Below are 18,246 nucleotides of genomic sequence, written 5' to 3' on the forward strand. Positions count from 1 at the left end.
CATTGAACGTAGAAGAGAGAGTCGAATGCCGAGTAACACCGTTGCCCAATTCGCCGAAGAACTGAACATGCCCGCCAAGGTCCTGCTGGACCATTTCCGCTCCGCAGGCGTGGAACTGGCTTCGGTGAATGCGGACTTGACCGAGGCTGACAAGAGCGCCTTGCTGGAGTCGCTGCGGCGTTCGCATGGATCGGATGCTGGCAAAAAGGTCGTGCTGACCCGACGCAAGACGTCCGAAATCCACCAGGCCGACAGTTCCGGCCGGTCGCGGACAATTCAGGTCGAGGTCCGCAAGAAACGCGTGCTGGTCAAGCGGGATCGCAGCGAGCTGCCGGACGCCGCTCGTGCTGAGCAGGCCCAGCAGGCCGATGCTGCAGAAGTGCCGCCGGTTGAATCCCCTGTCCTGGCCGACACCGCCGATCAGGCCGCCTCCCAGGCGCCCGCCGCCGCGCTGATTGCCCAGGCGCCTGAACCCGCTGACCAACCGCAAGCTGAATCCCCTGTCGCGACGTCTGCGGCGCAAGTACCGGAGGTTCCGGATGCTGCGCCTTCGCCCGCCGCCCCTGAGGCGCCTGCCGAGGCCGAGACTTCCGATGTGAAGTCCGCTGCTCCGGACACCACGCAATCCGTCGAAATCAAGCAGGAAATCGTGAGCGAAACCCCTGTTGCCGAGAAACCGGCTGTCTCCGAATCGCCGGTGGAAGCTGCCCCGCAGCCGTCCGTCGAAAAACCGGCTGCCGGACATGGTGTAGCGCCGCATGCGCCCGCCGTACCCGAGGCCCGCAAGCCGTCGCCGGGTGCTCCGGTGTCGGCCCCGCCGCGTGCGACGCCCGGCAAGGCACGCCGGGCACCGGCCGATTCGGATCGGGAACGCGCCCGCCATGCGGCCGAAGCTGAGGCGGCCGCGCTGCGCGAAATGATGCGTCAGCCGCGCAAGGTCCTGCGGGCACCGGAACCAGAGGCGGCAGCTACCGGCACGTTGCACAAGCCCGGTGTCAAGGGCGCTGGGAAGAAGGAAACCGAGGGGAAGAAAGTCATCAAGACTTCGGACGTTTCCTCGAGCTGGGCCAACGATGGCGGCCACAAGAAGTCCAAAGCCGAGACGCTTTCTCCAGGAGCGGGTCGCGATGCCTGGCGCAGCAGCGGCAAGCCGTCGCGCGGGGGCAAGGGTGGTCGTGGCAAGAATCGCCGTCAGGCGGACCATCACGAGCCGCAGCAGGTCGAATTCATTGCTCGCGAGATTCACGTTCCCGAAACCATTTCCGTGGCGGACCTTGCGCACAAGATGTCGGTCAAAGCTGCCGAGGTCATCAAGCAGCTCATGAAGCTTGGCCAGATGGTCACCATCAACCAGGTGTTGGACCAGGAAACGGCCATGATCGTGGTCGAAGAACTTGGCCATACGGCTATTGCCGCGAAGCTGGACGACCCGGAGGCGTTCCTGGCCGACACCGAGATCGTCGAGGCGGAATCGCTCCCACGCGCTCCGGTGGTGACGGTGATGGGCCACGTGGATCACGGCAAGACTTCTCTGTTGGACTACATCCGCCGCACCAAGGTCGCGACCGGTGAGGCGGGCGGCATCACCCAGCACATCGGCGCCTATCGCGTGAAAACGGATCGCGGCGTGGTGGCGTTCCTGGATACCCCGGGCCACGAGGCATTCACGGCCATGCGGGCGCGCGGTGCCCAGGCAACTGATATCGTCATTCTGGTGGTGGCGGCCGACGACGGCGTCATGCCGCAGACCAAGGAAGCCATCCACCATGCGCGCGCCGCCGGTGTGCCGCTGGTGGTGGCCATCAACAAGATCGATAAGCCCGAGGCCAATCCCGAACGCGTCAAGCAGGAATTGGTGGCCGAAGAAGTCGTGCCCGAAGAGTACGGCGGAGAGGTCCCCTTCATCTCGGTGTCGGCCAAGACCGGCCAGGGTATCGACGAGCTGCTCGAAAATGTGCTGCTGCAGGCTGAAATCCTGGAGCTGAAAGCACCGGTTGATGCTCCTGCCAAGGGCGTGGTGATCGATGCCCGTCTGGACAAGGGCCGCGGCCCGGTGGCCACTATTCTGGTGCAAAGCGGTACGCTGCATCGCGGCGACGCGGTGCTGGCCGGGGTAGCCTTTGGGCGCGTGCGCGCCATGCTGAACGACACCGGCAAGCCCACGCAGTCGGCAGGCCCCTCCACGCCGGTCGAGATCCAGGGCCTGGCCGAAGTTCCGGCGGCGGGCGACGAGGTCATGGTGCTGGCCGACGAACGCAAGGCGCGCGAAATCGCCTTGTTCCGCCAAGGCAAGTTCCGCGACGTCAAGCTCGCGCGTCAACAGGCGGCCAAGCTGGAATCCATGTTCGACAACATGGGCGAGGGCACCCGCACGCTGGCACTCATCGTCAAGACCGACGTCCAGGGTTCGCAGGAAGCGCTGGTGCAGTCGCTGCTCAAGCTGTCCACCGAAGAGGTGCGTGTACAAGTGGTACACGCAGCCGTCGGGGGTATTTCTGAAAGCGACATCAACCTGGCCATCGCCTCCAGTGCCGTGATCATCGGCTTCAACGTGCGTGCCGATGCGTCGGCCAAGAAGCTGGCCGAGGCCAACGACATCGACCTGCGCTACTACAACATCATCTATGATGCGATCGATGACGTGAAGAACGCGCTCTCCGGCATGCTGGCGCCGGAAAAACGGGAAGAAGTCATCGGCCTGGTCGAGATCCGCGAGATCTTCACGGTCTCGAAAGTCGGCAATATTGCAGGCTGCATGGTGCTCGAAGGCCTGGTGCGACGCGACTCCCAGGTTCGGCTGCTGCGTAATCACGTCGTTCAATGGACGGGGTCGCTGGATTCGTTGCGGCGCTTCAAGGACGACGTCAAGGAAGTCAAATCCGGCTTCGACTGCGGCCTGACCCTGAAGGGCAACAACGATATCGAAGTCGGCGACCAGCTCGAAGTCTTCGAGATCAAGGAAATCGCTCGTACTTTGTAAATCATGGGTCGTCACAAGTCTAAACCGAATCCTGACCGCAACACGCGCCTGGCCGACCAGATCCAGCAGGATCTGGCCGCTCTGGTGCAGCGCGAGCTGGATGTTGCACGCGCCGGCCTGATCACGCTCACGGGTGTCGATCTGTCGGCGGACTATGCCCATGCCAAGGTCTATTTCACGGTGCTGGGCGCTGAGCCTGAGGCCGCCGCTCACGCGCTCAACGAAAAGGCCGGCTGGATGCATTCGCAGCTCTTCAGGTTGCTGCACATTCATACGGTTCCCACGTTGCGGTTCGTGCACGACGTGCACCTGGCGCGCGGCATTGAACTGACGCATTTGATCGATCGGGCCAATCGTCCGCAGGCGGGCGCATCGGACATTCCCGAACTCGAAGACCCGGACGGTCGGCCCTGAACGGGCGGTCGTCACTCATCTCTACGGATTGAACGATGGCTTCCCGACGCGGGCGCATGCTCGATGGTGTCCTGTTGCTGGACAAGCCCGAAGGCCTGTCCAGCAACCACGCGCTGCAACGCGCGAAGCGCACGGTGGACGCCCGCAAGGCGGGGCACACCGGAACGCTGGACCCTTTCGCCACGGGGTTGCTGATCTGCTGCTTCGGTCGCGCCACCAAGATTTCGGCCCATATGCTCGAGGCGGACAAGGTCTACGAGGCGACGCTTGCGTTTGGCGAGGAAACCGACAGCGGTGATCTGACCGGCAATATTGTGGCACGCACCGGTGGAGATTTTGTGGGTGTGGCGGCGATGGAGCTGGAGGCGGTATTGGGTGAATTTCGGGGCGAGATCCAGCAGATCCCGCCCATGGTGTCGGCGCTCAAGCGCGATGGCAGGCCGCTGTATGAGTACGCCCGCCAGGGCATCGAACTGGAGCGTCCCGCGCGCACGGTCACCATCCACGCACTGGATCTGCTGGCCTGCGAGGGCATCCATGCCCGCGTGCGCGTCCATTGCAGCAAGGGTACCTATGTGCGCACGCTGGCCCAGGACATTGGCCGGCGCCTGGGGTGCCGTGCCCACCTGTCGGCCCTGCGCCGAACGGCGGTGGGACCTTTTTCAATCGAGCAGGCGGTGGGGCTGGAAGCCCTGCAGGCCATGGCGGCGCCGGAGCAGGCGCTGCTTCCCCTACATGCCTTGCCGGACGGTTTGCGCCCGACAGACATTTCTACCAAGGAAATTTTATGAAGCGAGCTTTGCGCAATGTGGCCATCATCGCTCACGTGGACCACGGCAAGACCACGCTGGTGGATCAGTTGCTGCGCCAGTCCGGGACCTTCCGCGACAACCAGCAGGTCTCCGAGCGCGTCATGGACTCGGGCGACATCGAGCGGGAGCGCGGCATCACGATCCTGGCCAAGAACTGTGCCGTGGAATACGAGGGCAATCACATCAATATCATCGATACCCCGGGTCACGCCGACTTCGGTGGCGAGGTGGAGCGCGTGTTGTCTATGGTGGACGGTGTGCTGCTGCTGGTCGATGCGGTTGAGGGCCCCATGCCGCAGACACGGTTCGTGACGCGCAAGGCGCTGGCCCAGGGCCTCAAGCCGATTGTGGTGGTCAACAAGGTCGACCGCCCGGGCGCGCGTCCGGATTATGTCGTCAACGCCACGTTTGACCTATTCGACAAACTGGGCGCAACCGAAGAACAACTCGATTTCCCAGTGATTTACGCTTCGGGCTTGAACGGTTATGCCGGTCTCACCCCCGATGTCCGCTCGGGTGACATGCGGCCGCTTTTCAACGCGGTCCTGGAATACGTGCCGCAGCGAGAGGATGATGTGAACGGTCCGCTGCAGATGCAGATCATTTCGCTGGATTACAGCAGCTATGTGGGCAAGATCGGGGTGGGCCGCATCAATCGCGGCCGCTTGCATGCTGGCCAGGATGTGGTGGTGCAGTTTGGTCCGGAGGGCGAACCCATCAAGGGGCGTGTGAATCAGGTGCTGCAGTTCGAGGGGCTGGAGCGTGTGCTGGTGGATGAGGCTGAGGCCGGGGACATCGTCCTCATCAACGGCATCGACGAAATCGGGATCGGCTGCACGCTCATGGATCCGCTCTCGCCCGAACCGCTGCCGCTGCTGAAGATCGACGAACCCACGCTGACCATGAATTTCATGGTGAATACTTCGCCCCTGGCGGGCCGGGAAGGCAAATTCGTCACCAGCCGCCAGATTCGCGACCGGCTGCAGCGCGAGCTCAAGTCCAATGTGGCGCTGCGCGTGAACGATACGTCCGATGATACGGTGTTCGAGGTCTGTGGGCGCGGCGAGCTGCACCTGACGATCCTGCTGGAGAACATGCGCCGCGAAGGCTACGAGCTGGCTGTGTCACGTCCGCGTGTCATGTACAAGGACGTCGCTGGCGTCCGCCAGGAGCCCTATGAACTGCTGACCGTGGACGTCGAAGACGGTCATCAAGGCGGTGTCATGGAGGAACTCGGGCGTCGCAAGGCCGATCTGCAGGACATGCAGCCTGACGGCCGGGGACGCACGCGGCTGGAATACCGGGTCCCCGCACGGGGGCTGATCGGCTTCCAGAGCGAGTTCCTGACCCTCACACGCGGCACCGGCATCATGAGCCACGTGTTTGACGAGTATGGCCCGGTGCGCGAGGGTGGGGTGGGCGAACGTCGCAATGGGGTGCTCATCAGCCAGGATGACGGCACGGCCGTGGCCTACGCGATCTGGAAGCTCCAGGAGCGCGGCCGCATGTTTGTGTCGCCTCAGGACCCCGTCTACGAGGGCATGATCATCGGCATCCATTCCCGGGACAATGACTTGGTCGTCAACCCCATCAAGGAAAAGAAGCTGACCAACGTGCGGGCATCGGGCAAGGACGAACATATCGATCTGGTTCCGCCCATCGAGCTGAATCTGGAATATGCCGTCGAGTTCATTGCGGACGACGAACTGGTCGAGGTCACCCCCAAGTCCATCCGCCTGCGCAAGCGCTACCTGAAGGAGTTCGAGCGCCGCCGCAGCCTGCGCGGCGATTCGGCCTGAGTCGCCTGTCGCGCGGCAGTCCGGCGGCTCCTACAATGGGGCTCTGGGCTCCGCAGTGCGCCGGGGGGCGCCCGGATGCCGGGAATGCACGATGATTCTGTATCTGCACGGTTTTCGGTCTTCTCCACAGTCCCTGAAAGCACACCTGCTGGGCCAGGCAATGGCGCAGCGCGGCCTGTCGGCGCACTGGGCCTGTCCGCAGTTGCCGGCCAGCCCTGCGGCCGCCATGTGGCTGGCGCTGGAATGCGCGCAGCAGGCCCTGGCTCGCGGGTTGGACCGGGCCGACCTGACCATCATCGGATCTTCGCTAGGCGGTTTTTACGCGACCTGGCTTGCCGAGCGCCTGGGTTGCCGGGCAGTCCTGCTCAATCCGGTCGTCCATGCGGCCCGAGACCTTGCCACCCAGGTGGGATCCCACCGCACTTTTCACGACGACGAGCCGTTCGAGTTTCTGCCCGGATATGTGACTGAGCTTGCGCAGGCCGAATCGGCGATCGGCACCCTGACCGACCTTGAACGCTACTTCCTCGTGGCGGCGACGGGAGACGAGGTCCTGGATTGGCGTGAAATGCGGACGCGGTTCGCCGGCTGCCGACAGCGCATCATCGAGGGCAGCGACCACGGGATTTCAGACTTTGCGGTCTGGCTGCCGGAAGTTCTCGCCTTTGCATTGGGCGCCCGCGTGGCCGCACCCGGAGTTGAAGTCGGTTCCTGGGCGGCTCTGGGGCCCGAGGCGACCACGATCCGCACTGAGGTGTTCGTGCACGAGCAGCATGTGTCACCCGAAGAAGAGCTGGATGCCCTGGATGATCAATGCCTCCATGCACTGGCTCGTGATGAGGCGGGTCGGCCGATCGGCACTGGACGCCTGCTGCCCGACGGACACATCGGCCGCATGGCGGTGGACGGGGCTTGGCGCGGGCGGGGTGTGGGCTCATTGGTGCTGCAGGCGCTGGTGGGCGAAGCGCGTCGCCGAGGGGCTGGCGAGGTCCTCCTGGCGGCGCAACTCCATGCCCGGCCTTTCTATGCCCGTCATGGTTTCGTGGAGGAGGGCGATACCTTCATGGATGCCGGAATCCCCCATCGGCTGATGCGGCGTCCCCTCTGAATCCGTTTGGCGCAGTGGTCCGGTCCATGCCGGCTGCATCGCTCACCCGCAGGCGGCCAGAAAGCGGAGGAGTAGACTTATCCCCTGTCGCCAATGAGAAGAGCGACTCTACACGGGCATTACGGCGGATGCAGGACGAACCGGGATGTCTGTGTCTTCTACCATAAGAGGAGCAACATGACGCATTCCATTCGCAAGCTACTCGCAATCTCGTTTGCTGGTTCCCTGGGGTTGACAGGGATGTCGCTGGCTCAGGCTGCGAGCGATCTGACTGTGCGACTGGCCTGGTACATGCCGCCTCATACGGCGACGGCGGATCAAGGCACCAATTTCGCCCAGGCGATTACCGACCTCAGCAGCGGCAAGATCAAGGTCGAGACGTATCCCTCAGGCTCTCTGCTGAAGGAATCCAATATCGCGCAAGGCCTGAGCAACAACACTGCCAACATGGCGATCTTCGGCATGCACTGGTGGTCCAAATACGAACCCTCGCTGGAGTGGGACACCATTCCGTTCCTTGCCGACGATGCGGGCGCCTTGCTCAACGCATTGCATGGCAAGCTTGGCCAGGATGTCAATGCACGGCTGAACAAGCACGGCGTGGAGATCATCGGCTGGGGCTTCTACGGCTACGCGGAAAGCTATGTGAACGGCAAGCACACGATCAAGACCCCAGGCGACTTGAAGGGGCTGAAGATGCGCTCCGAGGGGAAGCTGTCGGCGAAGTTCCTGTCGGCCCAGGGGGCCACGCCGGTGGCGGTGGATTCCAGCGAGGTGTATACGTCCTTGCAAAGCGGCAGTCTGGATGGCGCGGTTTCCGGGCTGTCCAGCATCGTGTCGCGCAAGTGGTATGAAGTCGGGCACTACATCACCGCCATTCACTATGTGCCGCTGGTCTATCCGATCCAGGTCAATCTGAAGTGGTGGAAGGGTCTGACGCAGGAGCAGCGAGACCTGATCACCAAAGCGGCCGTCGGCACTGAGAAGCAGGCTGTCGCCGATATCGAGAAAGAGTTCAACGGCGATATTGCGCTGACCAAAAAGCATGGCAACGAGGTCTATCGTCCCACGGACGTCGAGCTGAAGCAGTGGAAGGACGTGGCCGGCAGTCAGGCTCGCAAAGACTACATCGCGGAAGTCGGCGACAGTGGCCAGCAGATCCTGAACGACGTGGACGCCGCATTCAAGAAATAATCCGCAGGTAGGGTGGGCGGCTGCCTGGAATGCGCGGCCGTCCCTGAGCTTCCCGGGCCCCCGGGAAGCGTGGAGAATTCTTATGACTGAACATTCAGTTCAAGCGCCAAACTCGGGGTCTTCCCGATTTGGCGCGGTGCTTCGGGTGACACATGGTCTGGGCCAGGGGGTCGGCTATGTGTCGGCGGCCCTCATGGTCATCATGACTCTGTCAATCCTGCTGGGGATCGTGATGCGCGCTACGCACGTCGACAATTCCTGGACCTATGATGTCGACCTTTTCGCCCTGATCTGGGTGGCGTTCGTGGGCGCATCGTTCACGGCGCTGCGTGAAGAGCATGTCACGTCCGGCATTGCGCTGGAAAACGCCTGGCCGCGCTGCGCCGGTGTCATGCTGGTGCTGCGCTTCGTGATCATGGCGGCCTTTCTGGTGACTTTCACGATCTCTGGCCTGTTGCAGTTCATGAACAGTGTCCAGACGAGCGAGACCACGCTGGACGTGATGAGCTGGCCCGTCTGGATTCCGCATCTTGCGCTTCCGGTGGGGACGTCGCTCTGGCTCGTCTTCGAGATACATCATTTCCTGCGCCGCGTGGCGGCGAAACGGACCTGACATGGACTTCATCCTCACGTTGGTGACCCTGGGTGTTCTACTCATCCTGGGGGTTCCCATTGCGGTGTCGCTGCTGATCAGCGGCTTGCTGGGCTACATGATGACGATTGGCGTGGAGCCAGGGATGACGGCACTGGCGCAGATCGCCTATACCGATCTGAACTCGTTCGTCATCATCGCGATTCCGCTCTACATCCTGATGGGGCAAATCATGCTCAAGGGGGAATCGGGGCGGGATCTGTTCGACTTCGCACAGCGTATCGTGGGTCGCCTGCCGGGTGGGCTTGCGGTGGCGGCCACGGTGGCCAGCGCCATCTTTGCCGCCATCTCCGGCTCGTCGACGGCGACGGCGGCCACCATCGGATCCATCAGCATCCCGGAGATGTGTGACCGGGGCTACGACAAGCGGATGGCGGCCGGGGTCGTCGCCGTGGCGGGTACGCTGGGGATCCTCATCCCGCCCAGCATCTCGTTCATTCTGTATTCGCTGGTCACGGACGCGTCGGTGGGCAAGCTCTTCATGGCCGGGGTACTCCCGGGCATCATGCTGGCTTTCATGTTCTGTCTGTATTCGATTTATTGGGCCTGGAACAAGGCCCGGAAGGGCGGTACGCAGCCTGCCATCGCGCGTTTGCATGTGCCGCTGACCTGGGGCATGTTCGGCAGCCTGCTGATGATCCCGCTGATCCTCGGCGGCATCTACACCGGTTGGTTCACGCCGACCGAGGCAGCAGGGGTCGGCGTGATCTATGCGTTTGTCCTGACTGCCTTCTTCAAGCGGACGCTGACCTGGAGCCGCTTCGTGAACGCGGTGCGCGACAGCGTCGTCACCAGTTGCATGATTCTGATACTGATTGCGGGGGCGGGTGTCTTTGGCAATACGCTTTCGTTGTTGCGCATCCCGCAAGATTTTGCCTCCTGGCTGGAGGGACTGCATCTCGTGCCATGGGAGTTCATGATTGCTGTCAATATTCTGTATCTGATTCTGGGTATGTTCATGGATGCTGCGGCGGCCATTCTGGTCACCGTCCCCATCCTGTTGCCGGGTCTGGAAGCGCTACACATCGATCTGATCTGGTTTGGCGTGATATTGGTGATCAACATGGAGATCGGCGCCGTCACGCCGCCGGTCGGGATGAATCTGTTTGTCGTCAAGGCATTGCGGACGGACTACACGATCCGCGATGTGCTGGTGGGATCGCTGCCCTATGCAGCATTGGGGCTGGTGGGTCTGGCGCTGGTGGTGATCTTCCCGCAGATCGCGCTGCTGCTTCCCAGTCTGGGAGTCCAGTAGGAGTCGGACGTGGAAGAGGGCTTGGGCGCTGGCCGGGGCATGCTGCGGCAGATGCTGGATGCCCTGGGCGAGCCTGCGCTTGGCACCCGTTTGCGGGTTGATGGCTTGCGGTCCTGGGATGCCCGCTACCCCGTGACGGACCTGGCCTGCGCCAGCATCGGCGCGGCGGCGTTGATACTATCCGCGTGGCGCAATCCGTCGGGCGGCGGCCTGGTTCGTCTGGACCGGGCGCTGGCCTCGCGCTGGTTCGGGTACTCGTTGAGACCTGTCGGCTGGACATTGCCGAAGGTCCGCTCGGCTTTGACGGGAGACTACCGCACACGGGATGGATGGATCCGGATCCATGCCAACGCCCCTCATCATCGACAGAGAGCGCTGCGCGGGTTGGGGCTGGCCGACGATGCGGATAGGGCAGCGGTGGCCGACCGTGTGCGCAGTTGGGACGCAGTGTCGCTGGAAGATGCCCTCGTGGAGGCGTCTGCATGTGCGGCGGCGCTGCGGTCACCGGTTGCCTGGCGGGCCCATTCGCAGGGCATCGCCGTTGCGTCGGAGCCGCTGATCGACTGGGAGATGGGGGCATCAACTGCATCTGGGCTGACCCACGTCATGGATGGTCGACAGCCGCTTTCAGGCGTGCGCGTGCTGGATCTGACGCGTGTGTTGGCGGGGCCGGTGGCGACCCGCTTCCTGGCTGCTTATGGGGCCACTGTCCTGCGGCTGGACCCGCCAGCCTGGTCCGAACCCGGCATGGTCCCGGAAGTGACGGTGGGCAAATATTGTGCCGGACTCGATTTGAAGCACCCTGAAGGCCGAGTACGGTTTGCGAAACTGCTGTCCGGGGCGGATGTGCTGGTCCATGGTTATCGGCCTGGCGCGCTCGACGCGTTGGGCTTTGGCCCGCAGGAACGTGCGAGGCTGCGGCCGGGTTTGGTGGATGTCAGTCTCAATGCCTGGGGTTGGTCCGGCCCTTGGCGTGGGCGCAGAGGATTCGACAGCCTCGTTCAGATGAGCACCGGAATCGCGTTTGCCGGCGATATGAAGACCGCACCCGATCCGCTTCCCGTGCAGGCGCTGGATCAGGCAGCCGGCTACCTGCTGGCGGCGTGTGCACTACGCGGGCTTATTCTGCGGCGCGAACAGGCCTGCGGCAGCCGATGGTGGCTCTCGCTGGCACGTACGGCGTGGATGCTGTCGGAAGCGGGCTCTGGGGTGCCAGGACCTGCGCTGGTGCCTCTTACGGCGCGGGACTTTTCCCGCGGAGTCGAAGCGACGAGTTGGGGGCCGGCCCGGCGCCTTCGCGGACCGGTACGGGTAGGGAATCTGGGCTGGAACTGGGTCAGGCCGGCTGGCGATCTGCGCGTGGATCCACCATTCTGGCCCGAGGTGGTCGGCGGATCCCTGCTTCCCAGATGAGACTCTGGGTTACTCGGGCCGAGCGCGAACTATTTCAGGTTTCCCGACAGGAATTGCTGCAGGCGGGCGCTCTTGGGGTGATCCAGCACATCAGCCGGCTTGCCGACCTCTTCGGCGACTCCCTGGTGCAGGAACATGACTTGCGAGGCAAGGTTGCGCGCGAACCCCATTTCGTGGGTGACGACCAGCATGGTGCGGCCTTCTTCAGCGAGCTTTTGCATGACCCTCAGCACTTCTCCCACCAGTTCTGGATCCAGCGCGGACGTGGGTTCGTCGAACAGCATGACTTCCGGTTCCATGGCCAGTGCGCGCGCGATAGCCACGCGCTGCTGCTGGCCGCCCGACAGGGATGACGGATATTGCGTCTCCACGCTTGCCGGCAACCCGACTTTTTCCAGATAGTGGCGGGCCCGTTCGGTGGCCTCGGCCCGACCGAGCTTCAGGACCTGGATGGGGGCTTCGATCACGTTGCCCAGGACATTCATGTGTGCCCACAGGTTGAAGTGCTGAAACACCATGGCCAACTTGGCGCGCAGGCGCCGGAGCTGGTCCAGGTCGGCGGCGTGGGGCCGGCCGTTCCGGTCGCGAACGATCTTCAGCTCGTCGCCATTCAGAGACACCGAGCCCTGGTCCGGCTTTTCCAGGAAATTGATGCACCGCAGGAAGGTTGATTTGCCGGATCCGCTAGAGCCTACGATGCAGATCACGTCGCCGGCCTCGGCGGCCAGAGAGACGCCCTTCAGGACCTCGTGATCGCCGTAGCGTTTGTGGATGTTGGTGACTTCGAGTTTCGACATGATTCTCAGCGGTGGGCGCCCAGGTAGGCCAGCGCGCGGCGTTCATAGCCGCGGAACAGCCAGATCAGTGTAAATGACAGGCACAGATACAACAGTGCGGCGAGGCCGTAGGACGCGAACGTTTGATAGGTGGCGGAGTTGGCATCGCGTGCGACCTTCAGGATGTCCGGAACCGTTGCGGTGAAGGCCAGCGAGGTGGCATGCAGCATCAGGATGACCTCGTTGCTGTAGGCGGGCAACGCGCGGCGCAGTGCGGAGGGCAGGATGATCCGGCGGTACAGCGCGAAGCGCGACATACTGAAGGCGCGTGCCGACTCGATCTCGCCGGCGCTGGTTGCCCGAATCGCACCGGCGAATATTTCAGTGGTGTAAGCCGCCGTGTTGAGCGTCAGCGCCAGCACCAGGCAGTCGAATCCGCTTTGGAAGAATGCTGCGAGCGGGGGTGTGTGCTTGACGAAATCCAGGCTGTAGACGCCGGCGTAGATGAACAGGATCTGCACATAGAGTGGGGTGCCTCGGAAGAGGTAGGTGAACAGCCAGACCGGAAACGAGATCCAGCGTCGCGGGGACACCCGGGCAACTGCGAGAAAGATCGAGGCCACGAACCCCATGCTGATCGACAGCACGAGCAGCCACAGGGTGACGGCCATGCCCGAGAAGGCACCGTTGCTTTGATACAGGTAGGCCTGCCAGAACTGGCTCAGAACATCGGTCATAGCGCGACCTCGCGCACGCCCACGCTGTAGTGCCGGTAGAGTCCGTACAGGACGAAATTCGAGGCTGTCGTCAGGATGAGATAGATCAGACCCGTCAGGCTGATGAAGAGAAACACTCGGAAGGTTACGTTCCCGGCATCCTGGGAGACCTTGACCAGGTCCGTCAGGCCGATGAGCGACACCAGAGCAGTGGACTTCAGCAGCACCTGCCAGTTGTTGCCGATCCCCGGCAGGGCGTGGCGCATCATCTGCGGGAACAGAATGCGGCGGAAGACCTGGAATTCCCGCATGCCGTAGGCTGTGGCTGATTCGAGCTGACCGGACGGAACCGCCATGAATGCGCCGCGGAACGTCTCTGCAAAGTATGCACCGTAGATGAACCCCAGTGTCAGCACGCCGGCGGCGAAGGGATCGATATTGATGGCGTCCAGCCCCAGCAGGTCCGTCAGGTCATTGAGGTAGATCTGCATGCTGAAGAAGATCAGCAGCATCAGCACCAGGTCCGGCACCCCACGGATCAGCGTAGTGTAGGCGGTGGCCACCATGCGGGGCAGCCAGGCGTTTGACAGCTTGGCCCACGCCCCCATCAAGCCCAGCACGACGGCCACCACCAGCGATAGCAGCGCAAGCTGTATCGTCACCCAGGTTCCTGCGAGGATCAGGGGACCGTAGCCGTTGAGAAACATTGAGGGGTTGGAGTCGGTGGGTGGCCTGGCGGGTCGGGAGGCCGCCGGGAGCTGTCGTGCCGCGCGGCCTGTGGTGCCGCGCGATGCTATTGGGCCGGGAACTGGATGTTACCCTCGGCGAAGTATTTCTGGGAGAATTTCCGAATCGTGCCGTCGGCCAGCATGGACTTGAGTGTCTGGTTGACCTCGGTTTCCAGCTTGGTGTTGCCCTTGCGCATCCCCATGGCGATGGGTTCATTCAGAATGGGGTCGGTCAGAGTCATCGAGGCAAGTTCATAATTCTTGCCTTCTGGTTTGTTCAGGAAGCCCTCGACCGCACTCTGCGCTTCCTGGAAGGTGGCATCCAGTCGGCCGGAAGTCACATCCACGAAGGCATTGGTGTAGCTGGGGTAGGCGATCACGTTGACGCCCTTGGGTGCCCAGTTCTTGCGCGCATAGGTTTCCATCGTCGTTCCCTGCTGCACACCGACGCGCTTGCCCTTGAGGGATTCGGCCGTGGGTTCCAGCCCGCTGCCTTTCTTCACCATGAGCTTGACCGGCACGATGTACACGGGCGTCGAGAAGTCGATGACTTTCTGGCGCGCCTCGGTGGCGGTCATGGTGGAATTGGCCAGATCGAACTTGCGCGCCTGCAGCCCCGGAATCAGGCTGTCGAAGGATTGGTCGATCCACACACAGGTGCGGCTCATGCGTTTGCACAGCTCGTTGCCGATGTCGATGTCGAAGCCTTCGAGCTGGCCTTTGGGGTCGCGGTATTCGAACGGCGGGTAGCCAGCCTCGGTGGCGATCTTGAGTTCCGGAGCGTTGGCGGCCAGACTTGTCGCCGGGATCAGTCCGGCAGCCAGCACCAATGCCGCACCGAACAGGGCGGTCTTCATTGCGGGTATTCTCCTGTGGAGCCTGGCAGCGGACCGTTGTGCGGTCCGACGCTGTCCGGCAGTGACAAGGCGTGATGTTAACTCATGTGTCGCCGTAGCCGCATCGAGCTTTACCCTGGTGGCCTGACGGGGACGCCCCGACCGGCTCAGCCGGGCAGTGCGGGTTCGCGGCTGGGTTCGATCTGGATGGCCTCCTGGATGTGGCGGATGATTTCGTCCAGATCGTCGGTCACCAGGATGCCGTCCAGATCGAAGGGGCCGATCATGCCATGGGCCAGCGGCTGATCGCGTACCCAGGCGATCAGCCCGCTCCAGAAGGCTGTCCCGACCAGGATGATGGGCGCCGGCGGGTGCTTGAGCGTCTGGACCAGGGTGATGGCTTCGAAGAGCTCGTCCAGCGTACCGAAGCCGCCCGGCAGCACCACATAGGCCAGGCTATGCATGAAGAACGAGGCCTTGCGGGAATTGAAGTATTCGAAATGCAGGCTGTTCGTCTGGAAGCGATTGTCAGTGGTTTCGCGCGGCAGGAGGATGTTCAGTCCCACGCTGCGCCCGCCCGCTTCGAAGGCGCCCCGGTTGGCGGCTTCCATCAGGCCTGGGCCGCCGCCGGCGATCACCGGGATTCCGAGCTGTGCAATGCGCCCGCCGAGTTCCAGACCCAGCCTGTAGAATGGGTGATCACGCGGGGTGCGCGCGCTGCCGAAAATGCTGACGCCGGGGCCGATCTTCTGGAAGGCTGCCGTGGCCTTGCGCATCTCTGATTCAATGGTGGCAATCTGTTGTTCCGCCGAGACTCGTGCTGTTTTATTGTTTGTCATGAAAAAAACCTTGTTGCTTGTGGATGGGTCCAGCTACCTGTATCGCGCCTATCATGCGCTGCCAGATTTGCGCAATGCGCGTGGCGAACCCACTGGAGCCTTGTACGGTGTCATCTCCATGTTAAGGAGGCTATTGCACGATTACAAGGACGTGGCCGAATACGGCGCCTGTGTGTTTGATGCCCATGGGGGCTCATTTCGCAACCGCATCTATCCGCAGTACAAAGCGAATCGCCCTCCCATGCCGGACGATATGCGGGTTCAGATCGAGCCTATCCATGACGCGGCGGCCGCGCTGGGCTGGACGGTGATCGTGCAGCCCGAGGTGGAGGCCGACGACGTGATTGGCACGCTGGCGCACCAGGCGGCCAAAAGTGGCTTTTATACCATCATTTCGACGGGAGACAAGGATCTCGCGCAGTTGGTGGACGAACATGTCGAGCTCATCAACACGATGACCAACGACCGGCTGGACCGCGATGGCGTGATGGCCAAGTTCGGCGTACCACCCGAGCGCATCGTCGATTATCTGATGCTGACCGGTGATGCCGTCGATAACGTGCCGGGTGTGGACAAGGTCGGCCCCAAGACCGCCGCCAAGTGGCTGGCGGAGTATGGCAGCGTGGAATCCCTGATCGGACAGGTTGATGCGATCAAGGGGGCGGCGGGCGCCAATCTGCGTACGGCAATCGGGCACTTCGGGCTAACCCGTGAACTGCTCACCATCAAGCTGGATTGCGAGCTGCCGCGAGCCTATTCTTTGCCGCAGCTCCAACTGCGGGCGCCAGACCGCGATCATTTGATCCGGATCTACGAGGATTATGGCTTCCGGACTTGGCTGCGCGAGGAAACGGGTGACGGCCAGCGACTGCCGGCGCAGGACGCGCGCGTCGCCCACGATGCACCGCCCGCGCCGGTGGCGCTGCACTACGACGTGATCCTGGATCAGGAGACCTTCTTCGTGTGGATGGAAAAGGTCCGGTATGCACCATTGGTGGCTCTGGATACAGAGACCACCAGCCTGGATCCCATGGCGGCGCGACTGGTTGGGCTGTCGCTCGCGATAGAGCCCGGCCACGCGGCCTACATTCCGGTGGGACATCGCGCCCCGGGGACGCCTGAACAGCTGGATCGTGCCTGGGTGCTCGATCAGTTGCGCAGCTGGATCGAGGATCCGGCGGCCCCGAAGCTGTTGCATCATGCCAAGTACGACGCCCACGTCTTTGCCAACGAAGGCCTGTCGTTACGCGGCATTCGGCACGACACCATGCTGCAGGCGTATGTGCTGCAGTCGCATCGCCGAGTCAACTTGCAGGACCTGTGCATCCAGTGGCTGGGGCTCACGGGCACCACTTATGAAGACCTGTGCGGCAAGGGCGCTCGGCAGATCGGTTTCGATGAGGTCGACCTGCAGCTGGCGGGCCACTATGCCGCCGAGGACGCGGATTTCACCTTGCGGCTGCATCAGGTCCTGTATCCCAAGCTTCAGGCCGAGCCCAAGCTGATGGGCATCTATGAACTGGAGGTTCGCACATCGGACGTCCTGACCCGCGTGGAGCGCAATGGCGTGGCAATCGATACCCGAGCGCTGGCCGTGCAGAGCCAGGAGCTCGGCCGCGAGATGATCGCGCTGGAGTCCCAGGCCCACGCGTTGGCGGGGCAGCCATTCAACCTGAATTCCCCCAAGCAGCTTGGGGAGATCCTGTTTGACCGCATGCAGTTGCCGGTGGTCCGAAAGACTGCCAGCGGTGCTCCTTCCACGGATGAAGAGGTCCTCACCCGGCTCGCTGCGGATTATCCGCTGCCCCGGCTGCTGCTGGATTACCGGGGGATCGCCAAGCTGAAGTCCACCTATACGGACAAGCTGCCGCGCATGGTCGATCCCCGGACGGGGCGAGTGCATACGCGCTACGCCCAGGCGGCGGTTGTGACGGGGCGCCTGGCTTCATCCGATCCCAACCTGCAGAACATCCCGGTTCGCACGCCCGAAGGCCGGCGCGTGCGCTCAGCCTTCGTGTCCAGCCTGGGACAGGTCGTCTCGGCTGACTATTCGCAGATCGAACTGCGGGTCATGGCGCATGTGTCGGGCGACGAGAACCTGCGCCGTGCCTTTGCCGAGGGCCAGGACATCCACCAGGCCACGGCGGCCGAGGTCTTTGGCCTGGCCCCGGACCAAGTCGACGCCGAGCATCGGAGAGCAGCCAAGGCGATCAATTTCGGGCTCATCTACGGGATGGGAGAATTCGGCCTGGCGACGAATCTGGGTATCACGCGCGCGGCGGCCAGGTCCTATATCGACCGGTATTTCATGCGCTATCCGGGGGTCGCCGATTACATGGTCCGCATCCGCAAGCAGGCGCACGATCAGGGTTTCGTGGAGACCGTTTTTGGGCGGCGGCTGTATTTTCCCGAGTTGGCCGGTGCGAAGGGGCCGCGCGCGGCGGCGGCCGAGCGGGCCGCCATCAATGCGCCCATGCAGGGCACGGCGGCCGACCTCATCAAGATGGCCATGGTGGCGGTCCAGGATTGGCTGGATGCCGAGGGCCTGCGCAGCCTCATGGTCATGCAGGTGCACGACGAGCTGGTCTTCGATGCCGTGCAGGAAGAGGTCCCGCTGTTGCGTGAGCACGTGCCGCGGCTGATGGCCGGGGTGGCCGACCTTGCTGTGCCGCTGGTGGCCGAGGTCGGTGTCGGCCGCGACTGGGGAGAGGCCCACTGAACGGG

At 63.1% G+C, this 18,246-nt stretch carries 15 protein-coding genes and 1 pseudogene; 11 read left to right on the forward strand and 5 right to left on the reverse strand.

All coding sequences use genetic code 11. From position 1 onward, the window contains the following. Nucleotides 1–25: 25 nt before the first annotated feature. The 10 genes and pseudogenes from infB to EPN31_RS02920 all read left to right on the forward strand — a co-directional run bounded on the left by infB (nt 26) and on the right by EPN31_RS02920 (nt 11,627). Entirely contained in the window at nt 26–2,980 is a 2,955-nt protein-coding gene (infB, locus tag EPN31_RS02875; RefSeq protein ID WP_291769208.1) for a translation initiation factor IF-2, read from the forward strand. A 3-nt stretch (nt 2,981–2,983) separates the two neighbouring features. After that, nucleotides 2,984–3,394, forward strand: coding sequence for a 30S ribosome-binding factor RbfA (rbfA, locus tag EPN31_RS02880; protein WP_291769211.1), 411 nt, complete (start codon nt 2,984–2,986; stop codon nt 3,392–3,394). A gap of 35 nt (nt 3,395–3,429) precedes the next feature. Continuing rightward, the gene (truB, locus tag EPN31_RS02885; RefSeq protein ID WP_291769213.1) at nt 3,430–4,185 is read left to right on the forward strand and encodes a tRNA pseudouridine(55) synthase TruB; all 756 of its coding nucleotides are present in this window, start codon (nt 3,430–3,432) and stop codon (nt 4,183–4,185) included. Further along, entirely contained in the window at nt 4,182–6,005 is a 1,824-nt protein-coding gene (gene typA / locus EPN31_RS02890) for a translational GTPase TypA (protein ID WP_291769216.1), read from the forward strand. Before truB ends, typA begins: the two co-directional genes overlap by 4 nt. Nucleotides 6,006–6,096: 91 nt before the next feature. After that, nucleotides 6,097–6,684 (forward strand): annotated as a pseudogene (locus tag EPN31_RS02895) (YqiA/YcfP family alpha/beta fold hydrolase); the annotation flags it as partial. An 81-nt stretch (nt 6,685–6,765) separates the two neighbouring features. Further along, nucleotides 6,766–7,113 carry a GNAT family N-acetyltransferase gene (locus tag EPN31_RS02900; protein WP_291769380.1) on the forward strand — a complete coding sequence of 116 codons (348 nt, stop codon included), beginning with the start codon at nt 6,766–6,768 and terminating at the stop codon, nt 7,111–7,113. Between the two features lie 177 nt (nt 7,114–7,290). Then, nucleotides 7,291–8,307, forward strand: a complete 1,017-nt coding sequence (locus EPN31_RS02905) for a TRAP transporter substrate-binding protein (RefSeq protein ID WP_291769218.1) — start codon at nt 7,291–7,293, stop codon at nt 8,305–8,307. Between the two features lie 82 nt (nt 8,308–8,389). After that, nucleotides 8,390–8,920, forward strand: a complete 531-nt coding sequence (locus EPN31_RS02910; RefSeq protein ID WP_291769220.1) for a TRAP transporter small permease — start codon at nt 8,390–8,392, stop codon at nt 8,918–8,920. Between the two features lies 1 nt (nt 8,921). Next, on the forward strand, nt 8,922–10,214 hold the full coding sequence (locus EPN31_RS02915; RefSeq protein WP_291769223.1) for a TRAP transporter large permease: 1,293 nt from the start codon (nt 8,922–8,924) through the stop codon (nt 10,212–10,214). Nucleotides 10,215–10,223: 9 nt separating this feature from the next. Further along, nucleotides 10,224–11,627, forward strand: a complete 1,404-nt coding sequence (locus EPN31_RS02920; protein ID WP_291769226.1) for a CoA transferase — start codon at nt 10,224–10,226, stop codon at nt 11,625–11,627. Nucleotides 11,628–11,656: 29 nt separating this feature from the next. Here the strand turns inward: EPN31_RS02920 and EPN31_RS02925 are convergent, their stop codons facing one another. The 5 genes from EPN31_RS02925 to EPN31_RS02945 all read right to left on the reverse strand — a co-directional run bounded on the left by EPN31_RS02925 (nt 11,657) and on the right by EPN31_RS02945 (nt 15,459). Beyond that, entirely contained in the window at nt 11,657–12,424 is a 768-nt protein-coding gene (locus EPN31_RS02925) for an ABC transporter ATP-binding protein (protein WP_291769229.1), read from the reverse strand. A gap of 5 nt (nt 12,425–12,429) precedes the next feature. After that, nucleotides 12,430–13,140 (reverse strand): histidine ABC transporter permease HisM, encoded by a 711-nt coding sequence (gene hisM / locus EPN31_RS02930; protein ID WP_291769232.1) that lies wholly within the window; start codon nt 13,138–13,140, stop codon nt 12,430–12,432. After that, nucleotides 13,137–13,826, reverse strand: coding sequence for an ABC transporter permease (locus EPN31_RS02935; RefSeq protein ID WP_291769235.1), 690 nt, complete (start codon nt 13,824–13,826; stop codon nt 13,137–13,139). Before EPN31_RS02935 ends, hisM begins: the two co-directional genes overlap by 4 nt. An 86-nt stretch (nt 13,827–13,912) precedes the next feature. Beyond that, complete coding sequence (locus tag EPN31_RS02940; protein ID WP_291769238.1) at nt 13,913–14,704, reverse strand: transporter substrate-binding domain-containing protein; 792 nt, start codon at nt 14,702–14,704, stop codon at nt 13,913–13,915. A 146-nt stretch (nt 14,705–14,850) separates the two neighbouring features. After that, nucleotides 14,851–15,459, reverse strand: a complete 609-nt coding sequence (locus EPN31_RS02945; protein ID WP_291769383.1) for a TIGR00730 family Rossman fold protein — start codon at nt 15,457–15,459, stop codon at nt 14,851–14,853. A 61-nt stretch (nt 15,460–15,520) separates the two neighbouring features. Here EPN31_RS02945 and polA point away from each other — a divergent pair, with 61 nt between their 5' ends. After that, a complete protein-coding gene (polA, locus tag EPN31_RS02950; protein ID WP_291769241.1) occupies nt 15,521–18,241 on the forward strand; it encodes a DNA polymerase I in 2,721 nt (906 codons plus the stop codon). The last annotated feature ends 5 nt before the right edge of the window (nt 18,242–18,246 follow it).

Origin of the sequence: Castellaniella sp., from assembly GCF_004321985.1 — a bacterium.
Classification (GTDB): domain Bacteria; phylum Pseudomonadota; class Gammaproteobacteria; order Burkholderiales; family Burkholderiaceae_B; genus Castellaniella.

What these genes read in the sequence shown, in the direction of transcription:
- infB (WP_291769208.1), top strand. Translation starts at nt 26, where the DNA reads ATGCCGAGTAACACCGTTGCCCAATTCGCCGAAGAACTGAACATGCCC.
- rbfA (WP_291769211.1), top strand. Translation starts at nt 2,984, where the DNA reads ATGGGTCGTCACAAGTCTAAACCGAATCCTGACCGCAACACGCGCCTG.
- truB (WP_291769213.1), top strand. Translation starts at nt 3,430, where the DNA reads ATGGCTTCCCGACGCGGGCGCATGCTCGATGGTGTCCTGTTGCTGGAC.
- typA (WP_291769216.1), top strand. Translation starts at nt 4,182, where the DNA reads ATGAAGCGAGCTTTGCGCAATGTGGCCATCATCGCTCACGTGGACCAC.
- EPN31_RS02905 (WP_291769218.1), top strand. Translation starts at nt 7,291, where the DNA reads ATGACGCATTCCATTCGCAAGCTACTCGCAATCTCGTTTGCTGGTTCC.
- EPN31_RS02910 (WP_291769220.1), top strand. Translation starts at nt 8,390, where the DNA reads ATGACTGAACATTCAGTTCAAGCGCCAAACTCGGGGTCTTCCCGATTT.
- EPN31_RS02915 (WP_291769223.1), top strand. Translation starts at nt 8,922, where the DNA reads ATGGACTTCATCCTCACGTTGGTGACCCTGGGTGTTCTACTCATCCTG.
- EPN31_RS02925 (WP_291769229.1), bottom strand. Translation starts at nt 12,424, where the DNA reads ATGTCGAAACTCGAAGTCACCAACATCCACAAACGCTACGGCGATCAC.
- hisM (WP_291769232.1), bottom strand. Translation starts at nt 13,140, where the DNA reads ATGACCGATGTTCTGAGCCAGTTCTGGCAGGCCTACCTGTATCAAAGC.
- EPN31_RS02935 (WP_291769235.1), bottom strand. Translation starts at nt 13,826, where the DNA reads ATGTTTCTCAACGGCTACGGTCCCCTGATCCTCGCAGGAACCTGGGTG.
- EPN31_RS02940 (WP_291769238.1), bottom strand. Translation starts at nt 14,704, where the DNA reads ATGAAGACCGCCCTGTTCGGTGCGGCATTGGTGCTGGCTGCCGGACTG.
- EPN31_RS02945 (WP_291769383.1), bottom strand. Translation starts at nt 15,459, where the DNA reads ATGCGCAAGGCCACGGCAGCCTTCCAGAAGATCGGCCCCGGCGTCAGC.
- polA (WP_291769241.1), top strand. Translation starts at nt 15,521, where the DNA reads ATGAAAAAAACCTTGTTGCTTGTGGATGGGTCCAGCTACCTGTATCGC.